The sequence below is a fragment of the Rhizobium sp. BK491 genome (assembly GCF_014194925.1).
In the GTDB taxonomy this organism is placed as follows: domain Bacteria; phylum Pseudomonadota; class Alphaproteobacteria; order Rhizobiales; family Rhizobiaceae; genus Rhizobium.
On record NZ_JACIAR010000002.1, the window covers coordinates 1,325,016 to 1,341,354 of the forward strand.

Sequence of the window (16,339 nt, forward strand, 5' to 3'; positions counted from 1 at the left end):
CGAAGGTTGCGCGCCTCTAGATGTGGAAACGCCGCGATTTTGGCATTTTTGCGCCGCTCAGCAGCTCGTCTTGCCGCAACTGCGAACGTTGGCGATCTTCTCCTTGATGGCATCGAGGCCAACCGCGCCGGAAATCATCTCGTTGCCGATGACGTAGGCGGGTGTGCCGTTGACGCCGAGATCGGTAGCAAGCTGGTAGGTGGCCTTGATCATGGCGGTATTCGGCGCTTTTGCCATTTCGGCGCGGATGGCCGCTTCGCTGACACCAAGCGAGGTGGCGACATCGATGGCGGTATCTTCGGAAGCGCGGCCGTCGCTGCCAAGAAGCTTGTGATGGAACTCGGCATATTTTTCCGGAGCGAGCAGGCGGAACGCGCTGGAAACCCGGGAGGCTGCTACCGAATCTTGGCCAAGGATCGGGAACTCCTTCAGCACGAAGCGAACATTCTTGTCCTGCTGCAGGAGCTTGTCCATGTCGCCAAGCGCATGCCGGCAATAGGTGCAGTTATAGTCGAAGAACTCGACAACGGTGATATCGCCCTTCGGATTGCCGATGGCGACATCATCCTTGGAATTGAAGATCGCGTCCTTATTCTGTGTGATCACCTGCGACGACTGTGCGATCCGGGCTTCGTCCTGCTTCTTTTCGAGCGCGGCCTGCGCATCCAGCAGCACCTCCGGATGCTCGACGAGATACTCCTTGATGAAATCCCCGATTTCCTTCTTCTGCTGGTCGTCCAGCGCCGCGGCCGGCTGGATTGTGGCGAAGGACGCTGTCAGGGCAATCGCCGAAACCGTCAGCAGGCTTTTGAGAGAAAAGGTCATTGGGTCCTCGTTTGGATCTGATCGGAGACGTCATTCTCGGATGCGCCATAGCATCGTCGGGTTAACATCCGCAAATAGGCATCGACAATTTACGGTGCGTCCTTATTTCCAGAAACAGGAATTTTCACGACAAAGCCGCAATCGCAGGATTGTGAACGAGCCGATATTGCGGCAAATGTCGCTAGCCTATTCGATCCGAGAGAGAATTGACCTTGTTTTCCCTATCCAAGCGCAGCGATGTCGAACCCTTCCATGCCATGGACGTACTGGCGGAAGCGACGCGGAGACGCCAAGCCGGACATGCGGTCATTTCCATGGCTGTCGGACAGCCGTCTCATCCCGCACCTCAGGCGGCGTTGGAGGCTGCGCGTGCGGCTCTCGGCCATGGCCGCATCGGCTATACGGATGCGCTCGGCACTCTAGCCCTGCGGCAGGCACTTTCCACCCATTACCAGGCACACCACGGCCTCAGCATCGATCCGAAGCGCATTGCGATCACGACCGGATCGTCGGCCGGCTTCAACCTTGCCTTTCTGACCTTGTTCGACGCCGGTGACAGCGTCGCCATCGCACGGCCGGGCTATCCGGCCTATCGCAACATCCTTGCCGCACTCGGTCTCGATGTCATCGAGGTTCCGGTCACCGAGGAGACGCAGTTTACACTCACGCCCGCGAGCCTGGAGGTAGCACAGGCGGCAAGCGGCAAGCGACTGAAGGGCGTGCTGTTGGCAAGCCCCGCCAATCCCACAGGCACGGTGACGGGCAGGGCGGCTTTAAAGGCGCTGGCGAATTATTGCGCCGATCGCTCCATCGCCTTCATCTCCGATGAAATCTACCACGGGCTGACCTTCGTCGGCGAGGAGACGAGCGCGCTGGAACTGACGGACGAGGTGATCGTCATCAATTCCTTCTCGAAATATTATTGCATGACCGGCTGGCGCATCGGCTGGATGGTCTTGCCGGAGCGGCTGGTCCGCCCCGTCGAACGTGTGGCCCAGAGCCTTTATATCTCCGCGCCGGAATTGTCGCAGATCGCCGCCGAGGCAGCGCTCGGCGCAGGTGCCGAATTGGATGTCTATCGTGAGAGCTACGGCCGCAACCGCGATTTCCTCATGCGTCGGCTGCCGGAAATCGGCTTTCACATTGCCTCGCCCATGGATGGCGCTTTCTACGCCTATGTCGATGTCAGCCGCTTCACGAACGACAGCATGGTCTTCGCGCAAAAGATGCTGGCGGAAATCAATGTCGCCGCCACGCCCGGCCTCGATTTCGATCCCGTGGAAGGACATCGCGCGATGCGTTTCTCCTATGCCGGCTCGAATGCCGAGATCGAGGAAGCCACCGAACGCATGGCGGCGTGGCTGAAATAGAATCCGCAATAAACAGCTTGTGCGAGCTTGCGAAAGTGCTTTCGCAAGTCGACGAGCTGTACGCTTTGGCCTCGATCTGTTCAGTGCTTGGGCATGACTGACGAATAAATCGTGCAACGGAAACGAAAAATCCGGCCGCGTCGCCACGGCCGGATTTTTGTCAAATTATTCTCAGTCGGTTTTCTTAAAAGAAGCCGCGGCGCTGCCACCAGCCGGCCTTCTTCGGCTTCGCCGACTCTCCGTCGCTCTCGCCACCTTCATTGGTGCGAGTGGATTTTACCACTGGAGCAGAGGAGGAAACGTTCGATTCGCGATTGGCTCGGGCCGGCTTGACTGCATCCTCAGTCGCTTCGGGCGTTGCCGCTTCCGCCGAATTGTCCAAAGCTTCGGTGGTCTCGGCGACCGCTTCGATTTCGACATCCGCTGCCGGCGCTTCGTCAACCGCGGGCGTCTCGACGGGCGATGCCTCGATGGCCTTTGCCTTGCGACGACCGCGGCCCTTGGCGGGCTTGATGTCTTCGGTGACGGCTGCTGCGGTTTCGACCGCTGCCATGGCGGGCTGCGCCTCGACGGCAGCTTCGCCTTCGGCGACCGCGATCTCGGCCACCGTTACGGTTGCTTCGTCGCCGTCTTCGGCATCATTCTCATCAGCTTCGCCGGAACCGGTTTCCTCGCCTGCAGCGGCCTGTTCGTTGCCTTCGTTTTCACGATTACGCCGGCCACCACGCTTGCCGCGGCGACGGCGCTTGCGCTTCTGCTGCGCGTCATCGTCGCCGCCAGCGGATGCGGCGTTATCTGCGCCGGCATCATCCTCGTCATCGTCGCCTTCGTCTCCATCATCGGCGATATCGGCCGTGGAGCCATCTTCGGAAGCAGGAGCGGCTTGGTTATCATTGCCGCGGCCACGACGCCGACGACGGCGCTTGCGCTTGCGGTTGCCATCATTGCTTTCAGAGCGAGCGGCAGGCTGCTGCTCGGCGCTTGCAGCCTTTTCTTCCAACTCTTCGTCTTCATCCTCATCGGCTTCGATGACGATATCGTCGTCATCATCGTCCGGAATGGCTGCGAAGTTGAACAGGCTTTCGATCTTCACCGGATTGGCGACCGGCTCGCCACGGTCGATCGCGAAGTGCTGCGTGCCAACGGCATTGTCGGCATCGATGAGGATCGCGACGCCGAAGCGGCTTTCGTAATCGATGATCGTCTGGCGCTTGTGGTTGAGCAGATAGAGCGCAATGTCCGGCGTCGTGCGCACGGTGATGTCGTGCGTCGTGTTCTTGAGCAGATATTCCTCGATGCCGCGCAGGACATGCAGGGCAACGGAAGACTGCGAGCGAACGTGACCCGTGCCGCCGCAATGCGAGCAGATTTGCGTCGTGCTTTCGAGAACCGAAGCGCGGATGCGCTGGCGCGACATTTCCAGAAGGCCGAAATGCGAGATGCGGCCGACCTGGATGCGGGCGCGGTCATTCTTCAGGCATTCCTTCAGCTTCTTCTCGACGGCGCGATTGTTGCGCTTTTCTTCCATGTCGATGAAGTCGATGACGATCAGGCCGGCAAGGTCGCGCAGGCGAAGCTGGCGAGCCACTTCGTCGGCTGCTTCGAGATTCGTCTGGAGCGCGGTGTCCTCGATCGAATGTTCGCGGGTCGAGCGGCCGGAGTTGACGTCGATCGAAACCAGCGCTTCCGTCTGGTTCATGATCAGGTAGCCGCCGGACTTCAGCGTGACCTGCGGCTGCAGCATGCGGTCGAGCTGCGCTTCGATGCCGGAGCGCGAGAAGATCGGATGGATGTCGCGGTACGGCTGAACCACCTTGGCGTGGCTCGGCATCAGCATCTTCATGAAGTCTTTCGCTTCACGATAGCCTTCCTCGCCAGAGACGATGATCTCGCTGATATCCTTGTTGTAGAGGTCGCGGATCGAGCGCTTGATCAGGCTGCCTTCTTCGTAGACGAGGCAAGGAGCCGTCGATGCCAGCGTCAGCGTGCGGACGTTTTCCCACAGGCGCATCAGATATTCGAAATCGCGCTTGACCTCGACCTTGGTGCGGTTGGCACCGGCAGTACGCAGGATGACGCCCATGCCCTGCGGCACTTCGAGCATCTTGGCGATTTCCTTCAGGCGCTTACGGTCCTGCGGATTGGTGATCTTGCGGGAGATGCCGCCGCCGCGCGCCGTGTTCGGCATGAGAACCGAATAGCGGCCTGCGAGCGAAAGATAGGTGGTGAGTGCCGCACCCTTGTTGCCGCGCTCTTCCTTCGCCACCTGAACCAGTAGAATCTGGCGGCGCTTGATGACTTCCTGGATACGGTATTGCTTGCGCGGCTTGCGCTGGGCGCGATCGGGAACTTCTTCCATCGCGTCTTCGGCACCGACGGATTCGATCACTTCCTCTTCATGGTCATCATCATCGTCGTCGTCATCACGACGACGCTTGGAGGTCGCGACGTCTTCCGAGATCGAATCGGTTTCAACCATCGCCGCCATTTCGCCCGACGGTCCTTCTTCGTCCTCGCTCGGCGCATCGACTGCGTCCGTCGCTCCAGGGGCGGGGGCTTCTTCAACTGCGGCCTTCTTGCGGCTGCGGCGCGGCTTTGCCTTCTTGGCAGGCGCTGCCTTTTCGGTGGCTTCGACAGCCTCCGAGGCAGGAGCCTCTTCCGCGATTGCGGCCGGCACTGCGGCGTCTTCCGCCTGCGCCGGGACAATGCCGATATCGGGTTGTTCCTGCTGTGAAAGATCGAGCGCCGTTTCGACATGCTCGACGTCGTCGTCGCGGCGATGCTCTTCGGCCTCAGCCTTCAAAAGCGCCTGCCGGTCGGCCAGCGGGATCTGATAGTAATCGGGATGGATTTCGGCAAAGGCCAGGAAGCCGTGCCGGTTGCCGCCGTAGTCAACGAAAGCGGCCTGAAGCGAGGGCTCGACCCTCGTTACCTTTGCAAGATAGATGTTGCCGCGAATTTGCTTCTTGTGCTGGGACTCGAAGTCAAATTCTTCTATGCGGTTCCCGCGAACGACAACGACGCGCGTCTCTTCCTCGTGAGACGCATCGATAAGCATTTTGTCTGCCATGAAAGCTGTGCTCCTCGGCGCAGACAGTCGGATGGGGGCCTGCCTGTCACTGGGACAGGCCGGATGTGATCCGCAATTGTTGCGCCGGATAATGAAAGTCGCGATTGGTTCGGCGATGACAGCATCCAGACGGCAGCCGGGGCATCATATCCCTGGGGTCTGTTGACTTTCTGAAAAAGCTGCTGCGGTAACATCCGTAACCAAGCGAGATCGACTATGCCTTAGACCCACAAATGGGTCCGATGAAGGTGCTCTCTAAAGAGCGTTTGGTGGCTCTCCACCGATGAATTTCCCGTTTGAAGCCGGAAATTCAGATATCCACTGTTTCGAGCAGAAGTACTGCAGACGGCGGATGAATGCCGCTTATTGGCGCCTGGTACTCGAGGCGGCTGCCTTTGCGACGACTCTATCCCGTCAACACTTCTACCCTAATATGCGTTGTATGTTTTATCTGTCACAATAGCAAGGGAAAAGCCAAGTATGCCATAATATTGATGGATTCGTCGGATGATGAGGACGCGGGAGGATGTCTTGTCGATTCGTCTCCCGGCGCATCACTGATGCAGCCATCAGGTCAAACCTGGTTCCCGTTATTGGCACTTCAAAAACAACGCCGAAACCAATATGGGGCGCGTTGGGCACTTGGTAAAGGGATTGCGGCATGTGGCGGAGAGTGGCGTGAGGGCTTTGCGATTTGCGGCAGCGGCCTTTGCTCTGGTAATTCTCGTTTCGGTTTCTGCATTTGCGCCCGCAGCGGCGGCGGATGCTTCTGTGCTTGCCTATGGCGCCCGCATTGCCGGCGACGATGCCCGCACGCGTATCGTCATCGACATGGACCGGGCTCCCACCTTCACGGTTCACTACCTTGACAATCCCGTCCGTGTCGTCGTCGATCTCCCATCAACTGCATTCGGCTTCCCGGCCGGCAGTCTGAAGCCGACCGGCCTCTTCAAGGATATTCGCTACGGCACGATGGATGCGGACAGCGCCCGTATCGTGCTGACGGCAAAGAAACCGGTAAAGCTGGTCACGGCCAAGGTTCAGGCCGATGAGAGCGGCAAGGGGCAGCGCCTCGTGCTGGATGCCGAGATGCTGCCTGCCGAACAATTTGCCGAGCTTGTAAATAAGCAGAGCTGGACGAGCGACGATACCGCCAAGGACGTCGGTCCGGTCGAGCCGGCGCAGAAAGCCGATCCGAATGTCTTCCTCGTTGCGGTCGATGCCGGTCACGGCGGTATCGATGCCGGCGCGACCGGCACGGACGGCGTCACGCAGGAAAAAGACATTACGCTCGCATTTGCGAAGATGTTTGCCGACAAGCTGAATGCGCAGCCCGGCATCAAGGCCTTCCTGACGCGCGATAAGGATCAATATCTCTCGCTGTCCGAACGCGTGACCATCGCCCGGCAAAATCGCGCTTCGCTCTTCATCTCGCTGCATGCCGATACGCTGAAGCAGAAGGATATCCGCGGCGCGACCGTCTACACTATCTCGGACAAGGCGTCGGACCGTCTTGCCGGCGAGGTGGCCGATCGTGAAAACAATTCCGATCAGATCGCCGGCGCCGAGGCTCAGACGCAGCCGGCCGCCGTCAATGATATTCTCATGGATCTGACACGCCGCGAGACTCAAGCCTTCTCCATTTCGCTGGCGCAGGATGTATTGTCCTCGTTCAACGGCCAGATCGCCATGATCAATAATCCGCATCGCCATGCGGGTTTCCAGGTCCTGACTGCGCCCGACGTGCCCTCGATCCTGCTCGAGCTCGGTTTTCTCTCCAACAAGGAGGATGAAAAGCTGCTGCTCGATGCCAATTGGCGGGAGAAGGTCGCCGATCGTCTGACGGAGGCGGTGAAGCAGTATCGCGTGGCCATCATCGCCAATGGCGGCTGATGGCTTCGGATTGGATGATCCGTCGTGGCTTCCATGTAACAGCGATGTACTTTAGGACTGGATGAAATTGGAATGCTGGCGTCAGGCCCTATTTTGCTCACATTCCCGCCGTTACAGCGAAGTATCATTTGCTCGCGTATGAAGCACGGCTTTGTCCCATTGCCGTCTTGCATTCACGCCGCGAGCGTGCAAAACGCCCGTGATTATGCGATGATCTCGCGCACGTGCCGCATGAAGAACAAGCACCGGTAGTATCAGATGATCAGACTGATTGGATATTTTTTTGGCCTGGGCTGCCTCCTGTTTCTGGGTGTGGCGGCTGCGGCTGCCATCTATCTGAGCGTGGTCTCGAAGGAACTGCCCGATTACGAGGTGCTTGCCAAGTATGCGCCGCCGGTCACGACGCGCATCCACGCCGGCAACGGCGCGCTGATGAAGGAATATTCGCGCGAGAACCGGCTTTTCGTGCCGATCCAGGCCATTCCCGATCGCGTCAAGGCGGCTTTCCTTTCCGCGGAAGACAAGAATTTCTACAACCATCCCGGCGTCGATGTCGGCGGCCTTATCCGCGCCGTGGCCGTGAATCTGCAGAATATCGGTTCCGGCCGCCGCTTCGTCGGCGCGTCCACCATCACGCAGCAGGTCGCCAAGAATTTCCTGCTGTCCGCCGACCAGACTTTCGACCGCAAGATCAAGGAAGCGATTCTCTCCTTCCGCATCGAGCAGGCCTACAGCAAGGACAAGATCCTCGAGCTTTACCTGAACGAAATCTATTTCGGCCTGAATTCCTACGGCATCGCCGGCGCTGCTCTCACCTATTTCGACAAGTCGGTCAACGAACTGACCATCGCCGAATCGGCCTATCTGGCATCGCTTCCTAAGGGTCCGTCGAACTATAATCCCTTCCGCCGTGCCGAAGCAGCGCTCACCCGCCGCAACTGGGTGATCGATCGCATGGTCGAGAATGGCTATGTCAGCCAGAGCGACGGTGAAGAGGCGAAGAAGCAGCCGCTCGGCGTCGTGCCGCCGAAGAGCGGCCCGTCGCTCTTCGCGTCCGACTATTTTGCCGAGGAAGTTCGCCGCCAGTTGATCGACCAATATGGCGAGAAGACCCTCTACGAAGGTGGCCTTTCCGTTCGTACGTCGCTCGACCCGCAGATGCAGCTCGAAGCTCGCAAGGCCCTTCAGGATGGTCTGATCGATTATGACGAGCGCCGCGGCTATCGCGGCCCGCTCAAGCAGATTGCCACCTCACAGGATTGGGGCGTCGAGCTGGCGAAGGTTCCAAGCCTGAGCGACGTGCCGGAATGGCGGGTCGCCGTCGTCCTTTCCGTATCGGATCAAGGCGTTGATATCGGCCTGCAGCCGCGCGTCGATGCCGCCGGCAAGGTATCGACGGAGCGGACACGCGGCACGATCTCCCCCGCCGACATGCGCTGGGCCTATCGCTCGGCCGGCGGCAAGTCGGCCAAATTGCCGAGCGGCGTATTGAGCCCCGGTGATGTGATTTACGTGCAGAAGACCGGCAATGCCGATTCGAGCAGCTATCGCCTGCGCCAGCCGCCGAAGGTGCAGGGCGGTCTCGTTGCCATGGACCCGCATACCGGCCGCGTGCTCGCCATGGTCGGCGGCTTCTCCTACGCGCAGTCCGAATTCAACCGTGCAACGCAGGCCAAGCGGCAGCCCGGTTCGTCGTTCAAGCCTTTCGTCTACGCGGCCGCCATGGATAATGGCTATACACCGGCCTCCGTCATTCTGGACGACCCGCTGCAGATCACGCTGAGCAATGGCGATGTCTGGAAGCCGACGAACTACGAAGGCGAGGGCGGCGGCGTCCATACGCTTCGTTTTGCCATCGAACACTCGCGCAACCTCATGACGGTCCGTCTCGCTTCCGACATGGGCATGCCGTTGGTTGCCGAATATGCCGAGCGCTTCGGCATTTACGATCATATGAACCCCGTGCTCGCCATGTCGTTGGGTGCCGGCGAAACGACAGTGCTGCGCATGGTTTCGGCCTATTCGGTCATGGCCAATGGCGGCAAGCAGATCAAGCCGACGCTCATCGACCGCATCCAGGACCGTTACGGCAAGACCATCTTCAAGCATGAGGAACGCGTCTGCGACAGTTGCAACGTTAGCGCCTGGCAGAATCAGGACGAGCCTGTCATCGCCGACAATCGCGAGCAGGTGCTCGATCCGATGACGGCCTATCAGGTCACGTCGATGATGCAGGGCGTCATCATCCGCGGAACGGCCGCCGGCAAAATCAAGCTCAATACCGATGTCGCCGGCAAGACCGGCACCACCAATGATGAGAAGGATGCCTGGTTCGTCGGCTACACGCCGAGCCTCGTCGCCGGCCTTTACATCGGTTACGATACGCCAGCCACGCTCGGCCGCGGCGGCACCGGCGGCGCCCTTGCCGCGCCGATCTTCAACGAGTTCATGCAGGCTGCCACGAAGGATGAGGCGCCTGAGAAGTTCCAGGTTCCGGCCGGCATGACGATGGTTGCGGTCAACCGCGCGACCGGCATGGCCGCACAGCCCGGCGAGCCGAATGCCATTATGGAAGCCTTCAAGCCCGGCACCGGCCCGGCTACCAGCCTGCAGGTCATCGGCGGCGGCGATGCCGCGGCGCAGGTTGCGCCTGAGGAAATCCTCAGAACGTCGCCGCAGGCGAACCAGGCGGTCACCTCCGGATCCGGCGGTCTCTTCTGATCTGACCCTATTTGTCTGATCGACAGGCCGCGGGGCTTTACACCAGCGGCATGTATATCTATGTCACCAGCACTCTTTGAATTGGATGACCGCTTGTCTTGAGCGGTGAAATGAAGAAGTGGGACTATGCGAGCCGAAATCGAGAAAGTAGTCGATGAAACCAAGCAGGCTATCACCCTGCTGAGGAGGCATCTTTGACTGGGACCAGGCGGTAAGACGACTGGACTGGTTGAATAACAAGTCAGAGGATCCGACCCTCTGGAACGACGCTGCTGAGGCGCAGAAGCTGATGCGCGAGCGTCAGCAGCTTGACGATGGCATTAGTGGCGTGCGCGCGCTGGAGCAGCAGCTTGCCGACAATGTCGAACTGATCGAGCTGGGCGAAGAAGAGGGCGACGCCGATGTCGTCCGCGAGGCTGAAGAAGCACTCAAGGGCTTGAAGGCGGAAGCCGCGCGACGGCAGGTGGAAGCCATGCTGTCGGGCGAGGCTGACTCGAACGATACCTACCTCGAAGTCCACTCCGGCGCCGGCGGCACCGAGAGCCAGGACTGGGCGAACATGCTTCTGCGCATGTATACCCGCTGGGCCGAACGCCAGCGCTTCAAGGTGGAGCTGCTGGAAGTCCATGACGGCGAAGAAGCCGGCATCAAGTCTGCAACGCTGCTCGTCAAGGGCCACAATGCCTATGGCTGGCTGAAGACCGAATCGGGCGTGCATCGCCTCGTGCGCATTTCGCCATATGACAGCAATGCGCGCCGTCACACGTCATTCTCCTCGATCTGGGTCTACCCGGTCGTTGACGACTCGATCCAGATCGAGATCAACGAAAGCGATTGCCGCATCGATACCTACCGCTCGTCGGGCGCCGGCGGTCAGCACGTCAACACGACCGATTCGGCCGTGCGTATCACGCACATCCCGACCGGGATTGTCGTGCAGTGCCAGCAGGAACGCTCGCAGCACAAGAATCGCGCCAAGGCGTGGGACATGCTGCGCGCCCGTATGTACGAGGCCGAATTGATGAAGCGGGAAGAGGCGGCCAATGCCGAAGCCGCCTCGAAGACGGACATTGGCTGGGGTCATCAGATCCGCTCCTACGTCCTGCAGCCCTACCAGCTGGTCAAGGACCTGCGCACCGGCGTTTCCAGCACCGCACCCAGCGATGTTCTGGACGGTGACCTCAACGAGTTCATGGAAGCTGCTCTTGCGCATCGCATCAGCGGTGCTGCCGATGCGGTCGTCGACGACGTCGAATAAGGCCGCATCCGTTCATGCATAGAAAAAAGCCCCGGAGACGGGGCTTTTTTCATGGTGCTTCTGGCCGGCTGCTTCCCGTCTCTTGGGCCTGATGCAGATAGCTCGGTCAATCCGAAAACTGTTCTGCCAGGATCCTGTCCGACCATGACCTGTCCGGATCGGAGAGAATGCGGGCCGTCGTATCCTCGCTCTGGCGAATCTGAATGCCGAGAACCGATTTGACTTCGGTATTGTCTGCGGCGGCATTGACGGGGCGCTTCTCCGCCTCAAGCACGGTGATGTCGACCGTCACTCTGTTGGGAAGGAGCGCGCCGCGCCAGCGGCGGGGGCGGAAGGCGCTGACGGGCGTCATGGCAAGCAGCGGCGCTTCCAGCGGCAGGATCGGGCCATGGGCGGAAAGATTGTAAGCGGTGGAGCCCGCCGGCGTCGTCACCATCAGCCCATCGCAGATTAGTTCCGGCAGGCGAACCCGCCCGTCGATCTCCACCTTAAGCTTTGCCGTCTGATAGGATTGACGAAACAGCGACACTTCATTGATGGCGAGCGCGACGCAGGAGCTGCCGTCGGCATTGCGTGTGGTCATCTGCAGGGGGTGAAACGCGTTTTCGACGGCTGCTTCGATGCGCTCGGCCAAACCGTCCGTGCGGTAGTCGTTCATCAGGAAGCCGATGGAGCCGCGATTCATCCCATAGACGCGTTTGCCGGTATTCATCGTCTTGTGCAGCGTCTGCAGCATGAAACCATCGCCGCCGAGAGCCACGACAATATCCGCATCTTCCTGCGATGTCTGGCCGTAGAGGCCAATAAGCTCTTCCTGCGCCGCTTGAGCCTCTGGCGCGGTGGAGGCGAGAAAACAAACGGATTGAAGATTGCGCGACATGCAATGTCCTCTGAATAGCGATTCTTCGTAATGTTATTCCCTTGTCGCGACAAGACGTTTCGCGCGAACTGGTGAATCGGTCGATCCCCAGCTTTAACGTGGATCGACCGATTTTCCCTTTACAGGATTTCAAAGTCTGTTATTTGGCATGCCCATACGCCCTTGTAGCTCAGTTGGTAGAGCACCTGATTTGTAATCAGGGGGTCGCGGGTTCGAACCCTGCCGGGGGCACCATTTTTTCCTGAATATTGTCGATCGTTTCATCTCCGGTATGGAAAACCGGCGACAACGACATAATATCTCGTTGCTAACGGGCTCCGAACGCCCGTAACAGTCATCAATCCTATATTCGTGTGCCTGGAACCCTATGCCGAGCAAGCCCAAGAAGCCTAAACTCGAACACTCCGAGCTTTCGGGTGAATTCACCGACGATGGCGTGACCGTCCTGGTCGATATCTTTCGCCCGGCCGGCACCAATGCCGACTGGCGGATGGAGGTAATCACGCCGGAAGAGGATCTGATCGAATGGGAAGAGCCCTTCGCGACTGATCGCGAGGCATTCGACGAGTTCCTGGCGACGATCGCCCGCGATGGCATCAGGTCGTTCTTCGATGAAGCGGACCCTATGGTTCACTGAGCCTGCCGATAGGTCTTGGTGAGCGCATCAAATCGCCCCCGGTTCTTCATGCATCCATTCGCCTGCCTGCTCGGGATTGCAGATGCATTTACAACGCCAGAAATCGGCATACACTTTATCCGTCAATGGTGGAGAGGATACGTCCATGCGCGGGATATCGCGGCATGCCGCCTTGGGATTGCCGGTTGTCGTGATCACGGCGTTTACAGGCGCATCAGTGTTAGCTGGTGGAAACTGCTACTGTAAAAATGCGGATGGAAAGCAGCATGCGGTCGGCGAGGTCGCCTGTATGACCGTCGGGGGGCGGAGCTACCTCGCGCAATGCGAGATGAACCTCAATGTCACCTCCTGGGCGAAGCTGCAGGACGGCTGCCCGGTTACCGAGAGGGTGCTTTGGCGCCAATCGGCCTGGCATCGGGCGCCGATGATCGTGCGATGAGCATTACGCGCTTGATTTAGCGCTCGCGGTGAGCGTGCTTCGATATGCTTCAACCAACCTATTTGCGGACCAGCAGCAACGGCTCGCCTTCCTCTTCCTCGGACTTCTGGAAACTGCCGTCGGGCTTCATATCAAAAGAGAGCGAGGAGCCATCGCTGCCCAGCATGACAAGTCCGAACCCTTCTGTCGCCCACAGGGAAAGCTTGAGGTCGCCGACTTCGCCGGCGCAGTTGCCGCTGGATGACATCTTGGCGGTGCCATCCTGATCCTTGTCGGTTGTGAGCGTGATATCGCAGATGGGCTTGCCGTCCGGCGTCTGGATGCGCCACGTGCCTGCAAGGCTTTCGGTAGTCGGCACGTGATCGACAACGCCGAGCGCCGGCAGCAGCCAGGTCCGATCGCCGCCTTCGCTTTCCCACGGCGAGCCTTCCTCCTGCTGGAAGCGCATGAGTGGCTTGCCCCCACCGTCCGCGATCGCCAGCGCGCCATCATCGGTGAAATTCCAGATCTTGGCCGCGGTAAGGGCGGGGAGCGGCGTCGCACATGCATCTGCCCCTGTAATCTCGTAGCCGCCGGAGACCGCATTCGTCCCGAAGGTGAGGCGGCAGCCCTTGGCGCCGCTTTCCGGCGCAACCAGCCAGACGCCTGCTTGCGCCTGGATCATTTCGTCATCGGCGGCGCGCGCCGGCTGGACTATGGCCAAAGCAAGGGCAGCGGCAACCGCCGCAGGACCAAGAGGACGGATCAAAGCAAATTCTCCCAACGTGCTGCGGCCGCCAAGGGCGCCACTATGATTTGAGATAGGACCGCGTCGCATATAGCGCGATCGCGGCAGCATTCGAGACATTGAGCGACTTGATGGCGCCCGGCATATCGAGCCGAGCGAGCGCATTCACCGTCTCCCGTGTCTTCTGGCGCAGGCCCTTGCCCTCGGAGCCGAGCACGAGGGCGATCTTGTCGCCGCTGAAGGTGCCTTCCAGCGGTGCCGGACCTTCCGAATCGAGCCCGATGGTCGTGAAGCCGAGCCGGTGCAGCTCGCCGAGTGCGTCGGCGAGATTGGTGATCTGTATATAAGGTATGAGTTCCAGCGCGCCCGAGGCCGATTTTGCCATCACGCCTGATTCGGTCGGGCTGTGGCGCTGTGTCGTGATGACGGCACCCGCATCGAAAGCGACCGCTGAGCGCATGATGGCGCCGACATTGTGCGGGTCCGTCACCTGATCGAGGACCAGTAGCAACGGGCTATCCTTCAATGCCTCGAGACGGCGCACGGGCAGGGGGCGCGTTTCCAGCATGACGCCTTGGTGAATCGCTTCTGGGCCGAGCACCTTATCGATATGCTGCGGCGAGACGATCTCGACGGGAATGCCGAGCGCGTCGGCGGGGCCGATTTCCAGCCGCACCAGCGCATTCTGCGTCGTCGACAGCTTGATGTTCTTGCGCTCGGGATTGGCAAGCGCGGCGCGGACCGTATGGAGGCCATAGAGAAAGACCTGGTCGGGTGCGAGCGCCGGCGGCTTCCAATCGTCAGCACCAGTCTTCTTGCGCTTCTGCGGCGTCGGCGTCGGGATTTCGCCGCGCTCGCGCTTGGCATCGCGATGCGCGCGACGCAGGGTGGCGTAATGCGTGTCCTTGGCCGACTTGTCGTCGGAGGTGCTGTCTGGGCCGGCGCGGCCGGAAATTTTATCTTTGCTCATGCGGCTTTATAACCAGCGCGTCCGCAAGCGCCTAGCCTCTTTCAGTGCCGGGCTTTTCCCACAGGCTGAAATTTTTTTGTCATTTTTGGTAATTCCTTGTGTTGACAGACGGAAGTGGTCCGGCCATATACGCGGCGCAGATCACGGCGGCGACGCCACGGTCTGACAAGCTTGGTCGCAAGATCCAGTCGGAATACTGGAGGGATGCCCGAGTGGTTAAAGGGGACGGACTGTAAATCCGTTGGCTCAGCCTACGTTGGTTCAAATCCAACTCCCTCCACCATTCCGTGCCGGATCTTGACCATCCCGCGGGTATAGCTCAATGGTAGAGCAGCAGCCTTCCAAGCTGAATACGCGGGTTCGATTCCCGCTACCCGCTCCAAGAATTTCAGTTTGTTAGCATCTTCATCGTTCTTCGTTACAGCGAAGAGGATATTGTGCCTTGCATGCTTGTCGGTCCTGATGGCGGCTTCGGTCTCGGCGTGTTGGCTTCTGTCTTTGCATATTTGACATGAAGGGTTGCTTATATTTGCGCGAGCGATACATATTGCTCAGGCAACCGAAACGGGAGAGCGCAAATGGGTATCTTCGACAAGATCAAGGGTGCAATCTGGGGACAGGCAAAGGCTGCCGAGGCTGCTCCGGCACCGTCGACCACCTCCGCAACTGCCAATCCGGCGCCTGCGCCGACGCCAGCTCCTTCAGCGACGACGGCAGCAACCTCGCCTGCCACCAGCGCACCGTCCGCGCCGGTGGATATCGCCTCCATCCTCGATGCTGCTGTCAAGAAAAGCGGCCAGAAGCTCGACTGGAAACATTCGATCGTCGACCTGATGAAGGCGCTTGGCATGGATGCGAGCCTTTCCGAGCGCAAGGAACTGGCTCAGGAGCTTGGCTATACCGGTGATGCCGGCGATTCCGCCAAGATGAACATGTTCCTCCACAAGGCTCTTCTGAAGAAGCTTGCGGACAATGGCGGCAAGGTGCCGGCCGATCTTCTCGACTGATCGCTGCAAAGCTTCGGCGTCTCCGATCGGCTGCGTCGAATGATGCATCGTGACAAGCGACGATTGATTGTGGTTTGATAATTCTGCGCCCTTTCCTGCCGGGAGAGGGTGCTTTGCGTTCGAGATCGTACGAATGCCTACCCCACTAGCGGCACTGGATTTCTTCGCCGTGTCTCCCTATGTAAGCGCCTGAACCGGCAAATGCTTTTTTGTCTTTCCGGATCGGCCGGCGAACCTTACGCGGCGAAGGAATGTTGATGGCTTTAGATCATCCGCCATCGGCCAGGCTTCGCCCGGAATAGGGCCTGCAATTAAGTCTTGCGCAAATGCGATGAAAGCCTTAAACGGCGGCACTAAACCGGTTCGCCGGGGTCACTCATTACGTTCACAGGAAGCATTCAAATGGCAAAGAGTAAGTTTGAGCGCAATAAGCCGCACGTTAACATTGGTACGATCGGTCACGTTGACCACGGCAAGACGTCCTTGACGGCAGCGATCACGAAGTACTTCGGCGAGTTCAAGGCGTACGACCAGATCGACGC

13 protein-coding genes and 3 tRNA genes are annotated in these 16,339 nt (G+C 59.6%); 11 read left to right on the forward strand and 5 right to left on the reverse strand.

All coding sequences use genetic code 11. The annotated features are described in order from the left end of the window. Positions 1-57: 57 nt before the first annotated feature. Positions 58-825: a DsbA family protein gene (locus FHX05_RS14370; protein ID WP_112337484.1), complete on the reverse strand. Its 768-nt coding sequence runs from the start codon at positions 823-825 to the stop codon at positions 58-60. Positions 826-1,037: 212 nt separating this feature from the next. On the opposite strand from FHX05_RS14370, the gene FHX05_RS14375 reads away from it, so the two are divergent. Further along, on the forward strand, positions 1,038-2,195 hold the full coding sequence (locus FHX05_RS14375; RefSeq protein ID WP_183872466.1) for an aminotransferase class I/II-fold pyridoxal phosphate-dependent enzyme: 1,158 nt from the start codon (positions 1,038-1,040) through the stop codon (positions 2,193-2,195). Positions 2,196-2,379: 184 nt separating this feature from the next. Here the strand turns inward: FHX05_RS14375 and FHX05_RS14380 are convergent, their stop codons facing one another. Beyond that, positions 2,380-5,265, reverse strand: a complete 2,886-nt coding sequence (locus tag FHX05_RS14380) for an Rne/Rng family ribonuclease (RefSeq protein WP_183872364.1) — start codon at positions 5,263-5,265, stop codon at positions 2,380-2,382. 678 nt (positions 5,266-5,943) lie between these two features. Here FHX05_RS14380 and FHX05_RS14385 point away from each other — a divergent pair. From FHX05_RS14385 to prfB, 3 genes are all read left to right on the forward strand, one after another. Continuing rightward, positions 5,944-7,158 (forward strand): N-acetylmuramoyl-L-alanine amidase, encoded by a 1,215-nt coding sequence (locus FHX05_RS14385; RefSeq protein ID WP_112607082.1) that lies wholly within the window; start codon positions 5,944-5,946, stop codon positions 7,156-7,158. 258 nt (positions 7,159-7,416) lie between these two features. After that, positions 7,417-9,879 (forward strand): penicillin-binding protein 1A, encoded by a 2,463-nt coding sequence (locus FHX05_RS14390; protein WP_183872366.1) that lies wholly within the window; start codon positions 7,417-7,419, stop codon positions 9,877-9,879. Between the two features lie 126 nt (positions 9,880-10,005). Then, positions 10,006-11,137, forward strand: a protein-coding gene (prfB, locus tag FHX05_RS14395) for a peptide chain release factor 2 (RefSeq protein ID WP_112337480.1) whose coding sequence is annotated in 2 segments (ribosomal slippage) — positions 10,006-10,074 and positions 10,076-11,137 — 1,131 coding nt in all. Because the reading frame shifts where the segments join, the coding sequence is not laid out codon by codon here. A gap of 106 nt (positions 11,138-11,243) precedes the next feature. Here prfB and FHX05_RS14400 read toward each other — a convergent pair. Further along, complete coding sequence (locus tag FHX05_RS14400; RefSeq protein ID WP_112410567.1) at positions 11,244-12,017, reverse strand: NAD kinase; 774 nt, start codon at positions 12,015-12,017, stop codon at positions 11,244-11,246. 158 nt (positions 12,018-12,175) lie between these two features. Between FHX05_RS14400 and FHX05_RS14405 the strand changes: the two genes are divergently transcribed. The 3 genes from FHX05_RS14405 to FHX05_RS14415 all read left to right on the forward strand — a co-directional run bounded on the left by FHX05_RS14405 (position 12,176) and on the right by FHX05_RS14415 (position 13,093). Next, positions 12,176-12,251, forward strand: a tRNA-Thr gene (locus FHX05_RS14405). A gap of 133 nt (positions 12,252-12,384) precedes the next feature. After that, positions 12,385-12,654 (forward strand): hypothetical protein, encoded by a 270-nt coding sequence (locus tag FHX05_RS14410; RefSeq protein ID WP_069614918.1) that lies wholly within the window; start codon positions 12,385-12,387, stop codon positions 12,652-12,654. Between the two features lie 145 nt (positions 12,655-12,799). Then, the gene (locus tag FHX05_RS14415; RefSeq protein WP_112607076.1) at positions 12,800-13,093 is read left to right on the forward strand and encodes a hypothetical protein; all 294 of its coding nucleotides are present in this window, start codon (positions 12,800-12,802) and stop codon (positions 13,091-13,093) included. A 58-nt stretch (positions 13,094-13,151) separates the two neighbouring features. Here FHX05_RS14415 and FHX05_RS14420 read toward each other — a convergent pair whose 3' ends face one another. Further along, positions 13,152-13,841, reverse strand: a complete 690-nt coding sequence (locus tag FHX05_RS14420) for an AprI/Inh family metalloprotease inhibitor (RefSeq protein WP_183872368.1) — start codon at positions 13,839-13,841, stop codon at positions 13,152-13,154. A 40-nt stretch (positions 13,842-13,881) separates the two neighbouring features. Continuing rightward, positions 13,882-14,790: a 23S rRNA (guanosine(2251)-2'-O)-methyltransferase RlmB gene (gene rlmB, locus FHX05_RS14425; protein ID WP_183872370.1), complete on the reverse strand. Its 909-nt coding sequence runs from the start codon at positions 14,788-14,790 to the stop codon at positions 13,882-13,884. A gap of 198 nt (positions 14,791-14,988) precedes the next feature. Between rlmB and FHX05_RS14430 the strand changes: the two genes are divergently transcribed. The 4 genes from FHX05_RS14430 to FHX05_RS14445 form a co-directional block, all read left to right on the forward strand. Next, positions 14,989-15,073: transfer RNA gene (locus tag FHX05_RS14430), tRNA-Tyr, on the forward strand. Positions 15,074-15,098: 25 nt separating this feature from the next. Then, positions 15,099-15,172 (forward strand) — tRNA-Gly (locus FHX05_RS14435). 196 nt (positions 15,173-15,368) lie between these two features. After that, positions 15,369-15,797 (forward strand): DUF3597 domain-containing protein, encoded by a 429-nt coding sequence (locus tag FHX05_RS14440; RefSeq protein ID WP_112337476.1) that lies wholly within the window; start codon positions 15,369-15,371, stop codon positions 15,795-15,797. A gap of 402 nt (positions 15,798-16,199) precedes the next feature. Next, on the forward strand, positions 16,200-16,339 hold a 140-nt coding region (locus FHX05_RS14445), incomplete at its 3' end, for a GTP-binding protein (protein WP_234836486.1).

Bases quoted from the DNA above. Each gene is read 5' to 3' on its own strand.
- FHX05_RS14390 (WP_183872366.1), top strand. From the start codon at position 7,417: ATGATCAGACTGATTGGATATTTTTTTGGCCTGGGCTGCCTCCTGTTT.
- FHX05_RS14440 (WP_112337476.1), top strand. From the start codon at position 15,369: ATGGGTATCTTCGACAAGATCAAGGGTGCAATCTGGGGACAGGCAAAG.
- FHX05_RS14410 (WP_069614918.1), top strand. From the start codon at position 12,385: ATGCCGAGCAAGCCCAAGAAGCCTAAACTCGAACACTCCGAGCTTTCG.
- FHX05_RS14400 (WP_112410567.1), bottom strand. From the start codon at position 12,017: ATGTCGCGCAATCTTCAATCCGTTTGTTTTCTCGCCTCCACCGCGCCA.
- FHX05_RS14370 (WP_112337484.1), bottom strand. From the start codon at position 825: ATGACCTTTTCTCTCAAAAGCCTGCTGACGGTTTCGGCGATTGCCCTG.
- FHX05_RS14415 (WP_112607076.1), top strand. From the start codon at position 12,800: ATGCGCGGGATATCGCGGCATGCCGCCTTGGGATTGCCGGTTGTCGTG.
- rlmB (WP_183872370.1), bottom strand. From the start codon at position 14,790: ATGAGCAAAGATAAAATTTCCGGCCGCGCCGGCCCAGACAGCACCTCC.
- FHX05_RS14380 (WP_183872364.1), bottom strand. From the start codon at position 5,265: ATGGCAGACAAAATGCTTATCGATGCGTCTCACGAGGAAGAGACGCGC.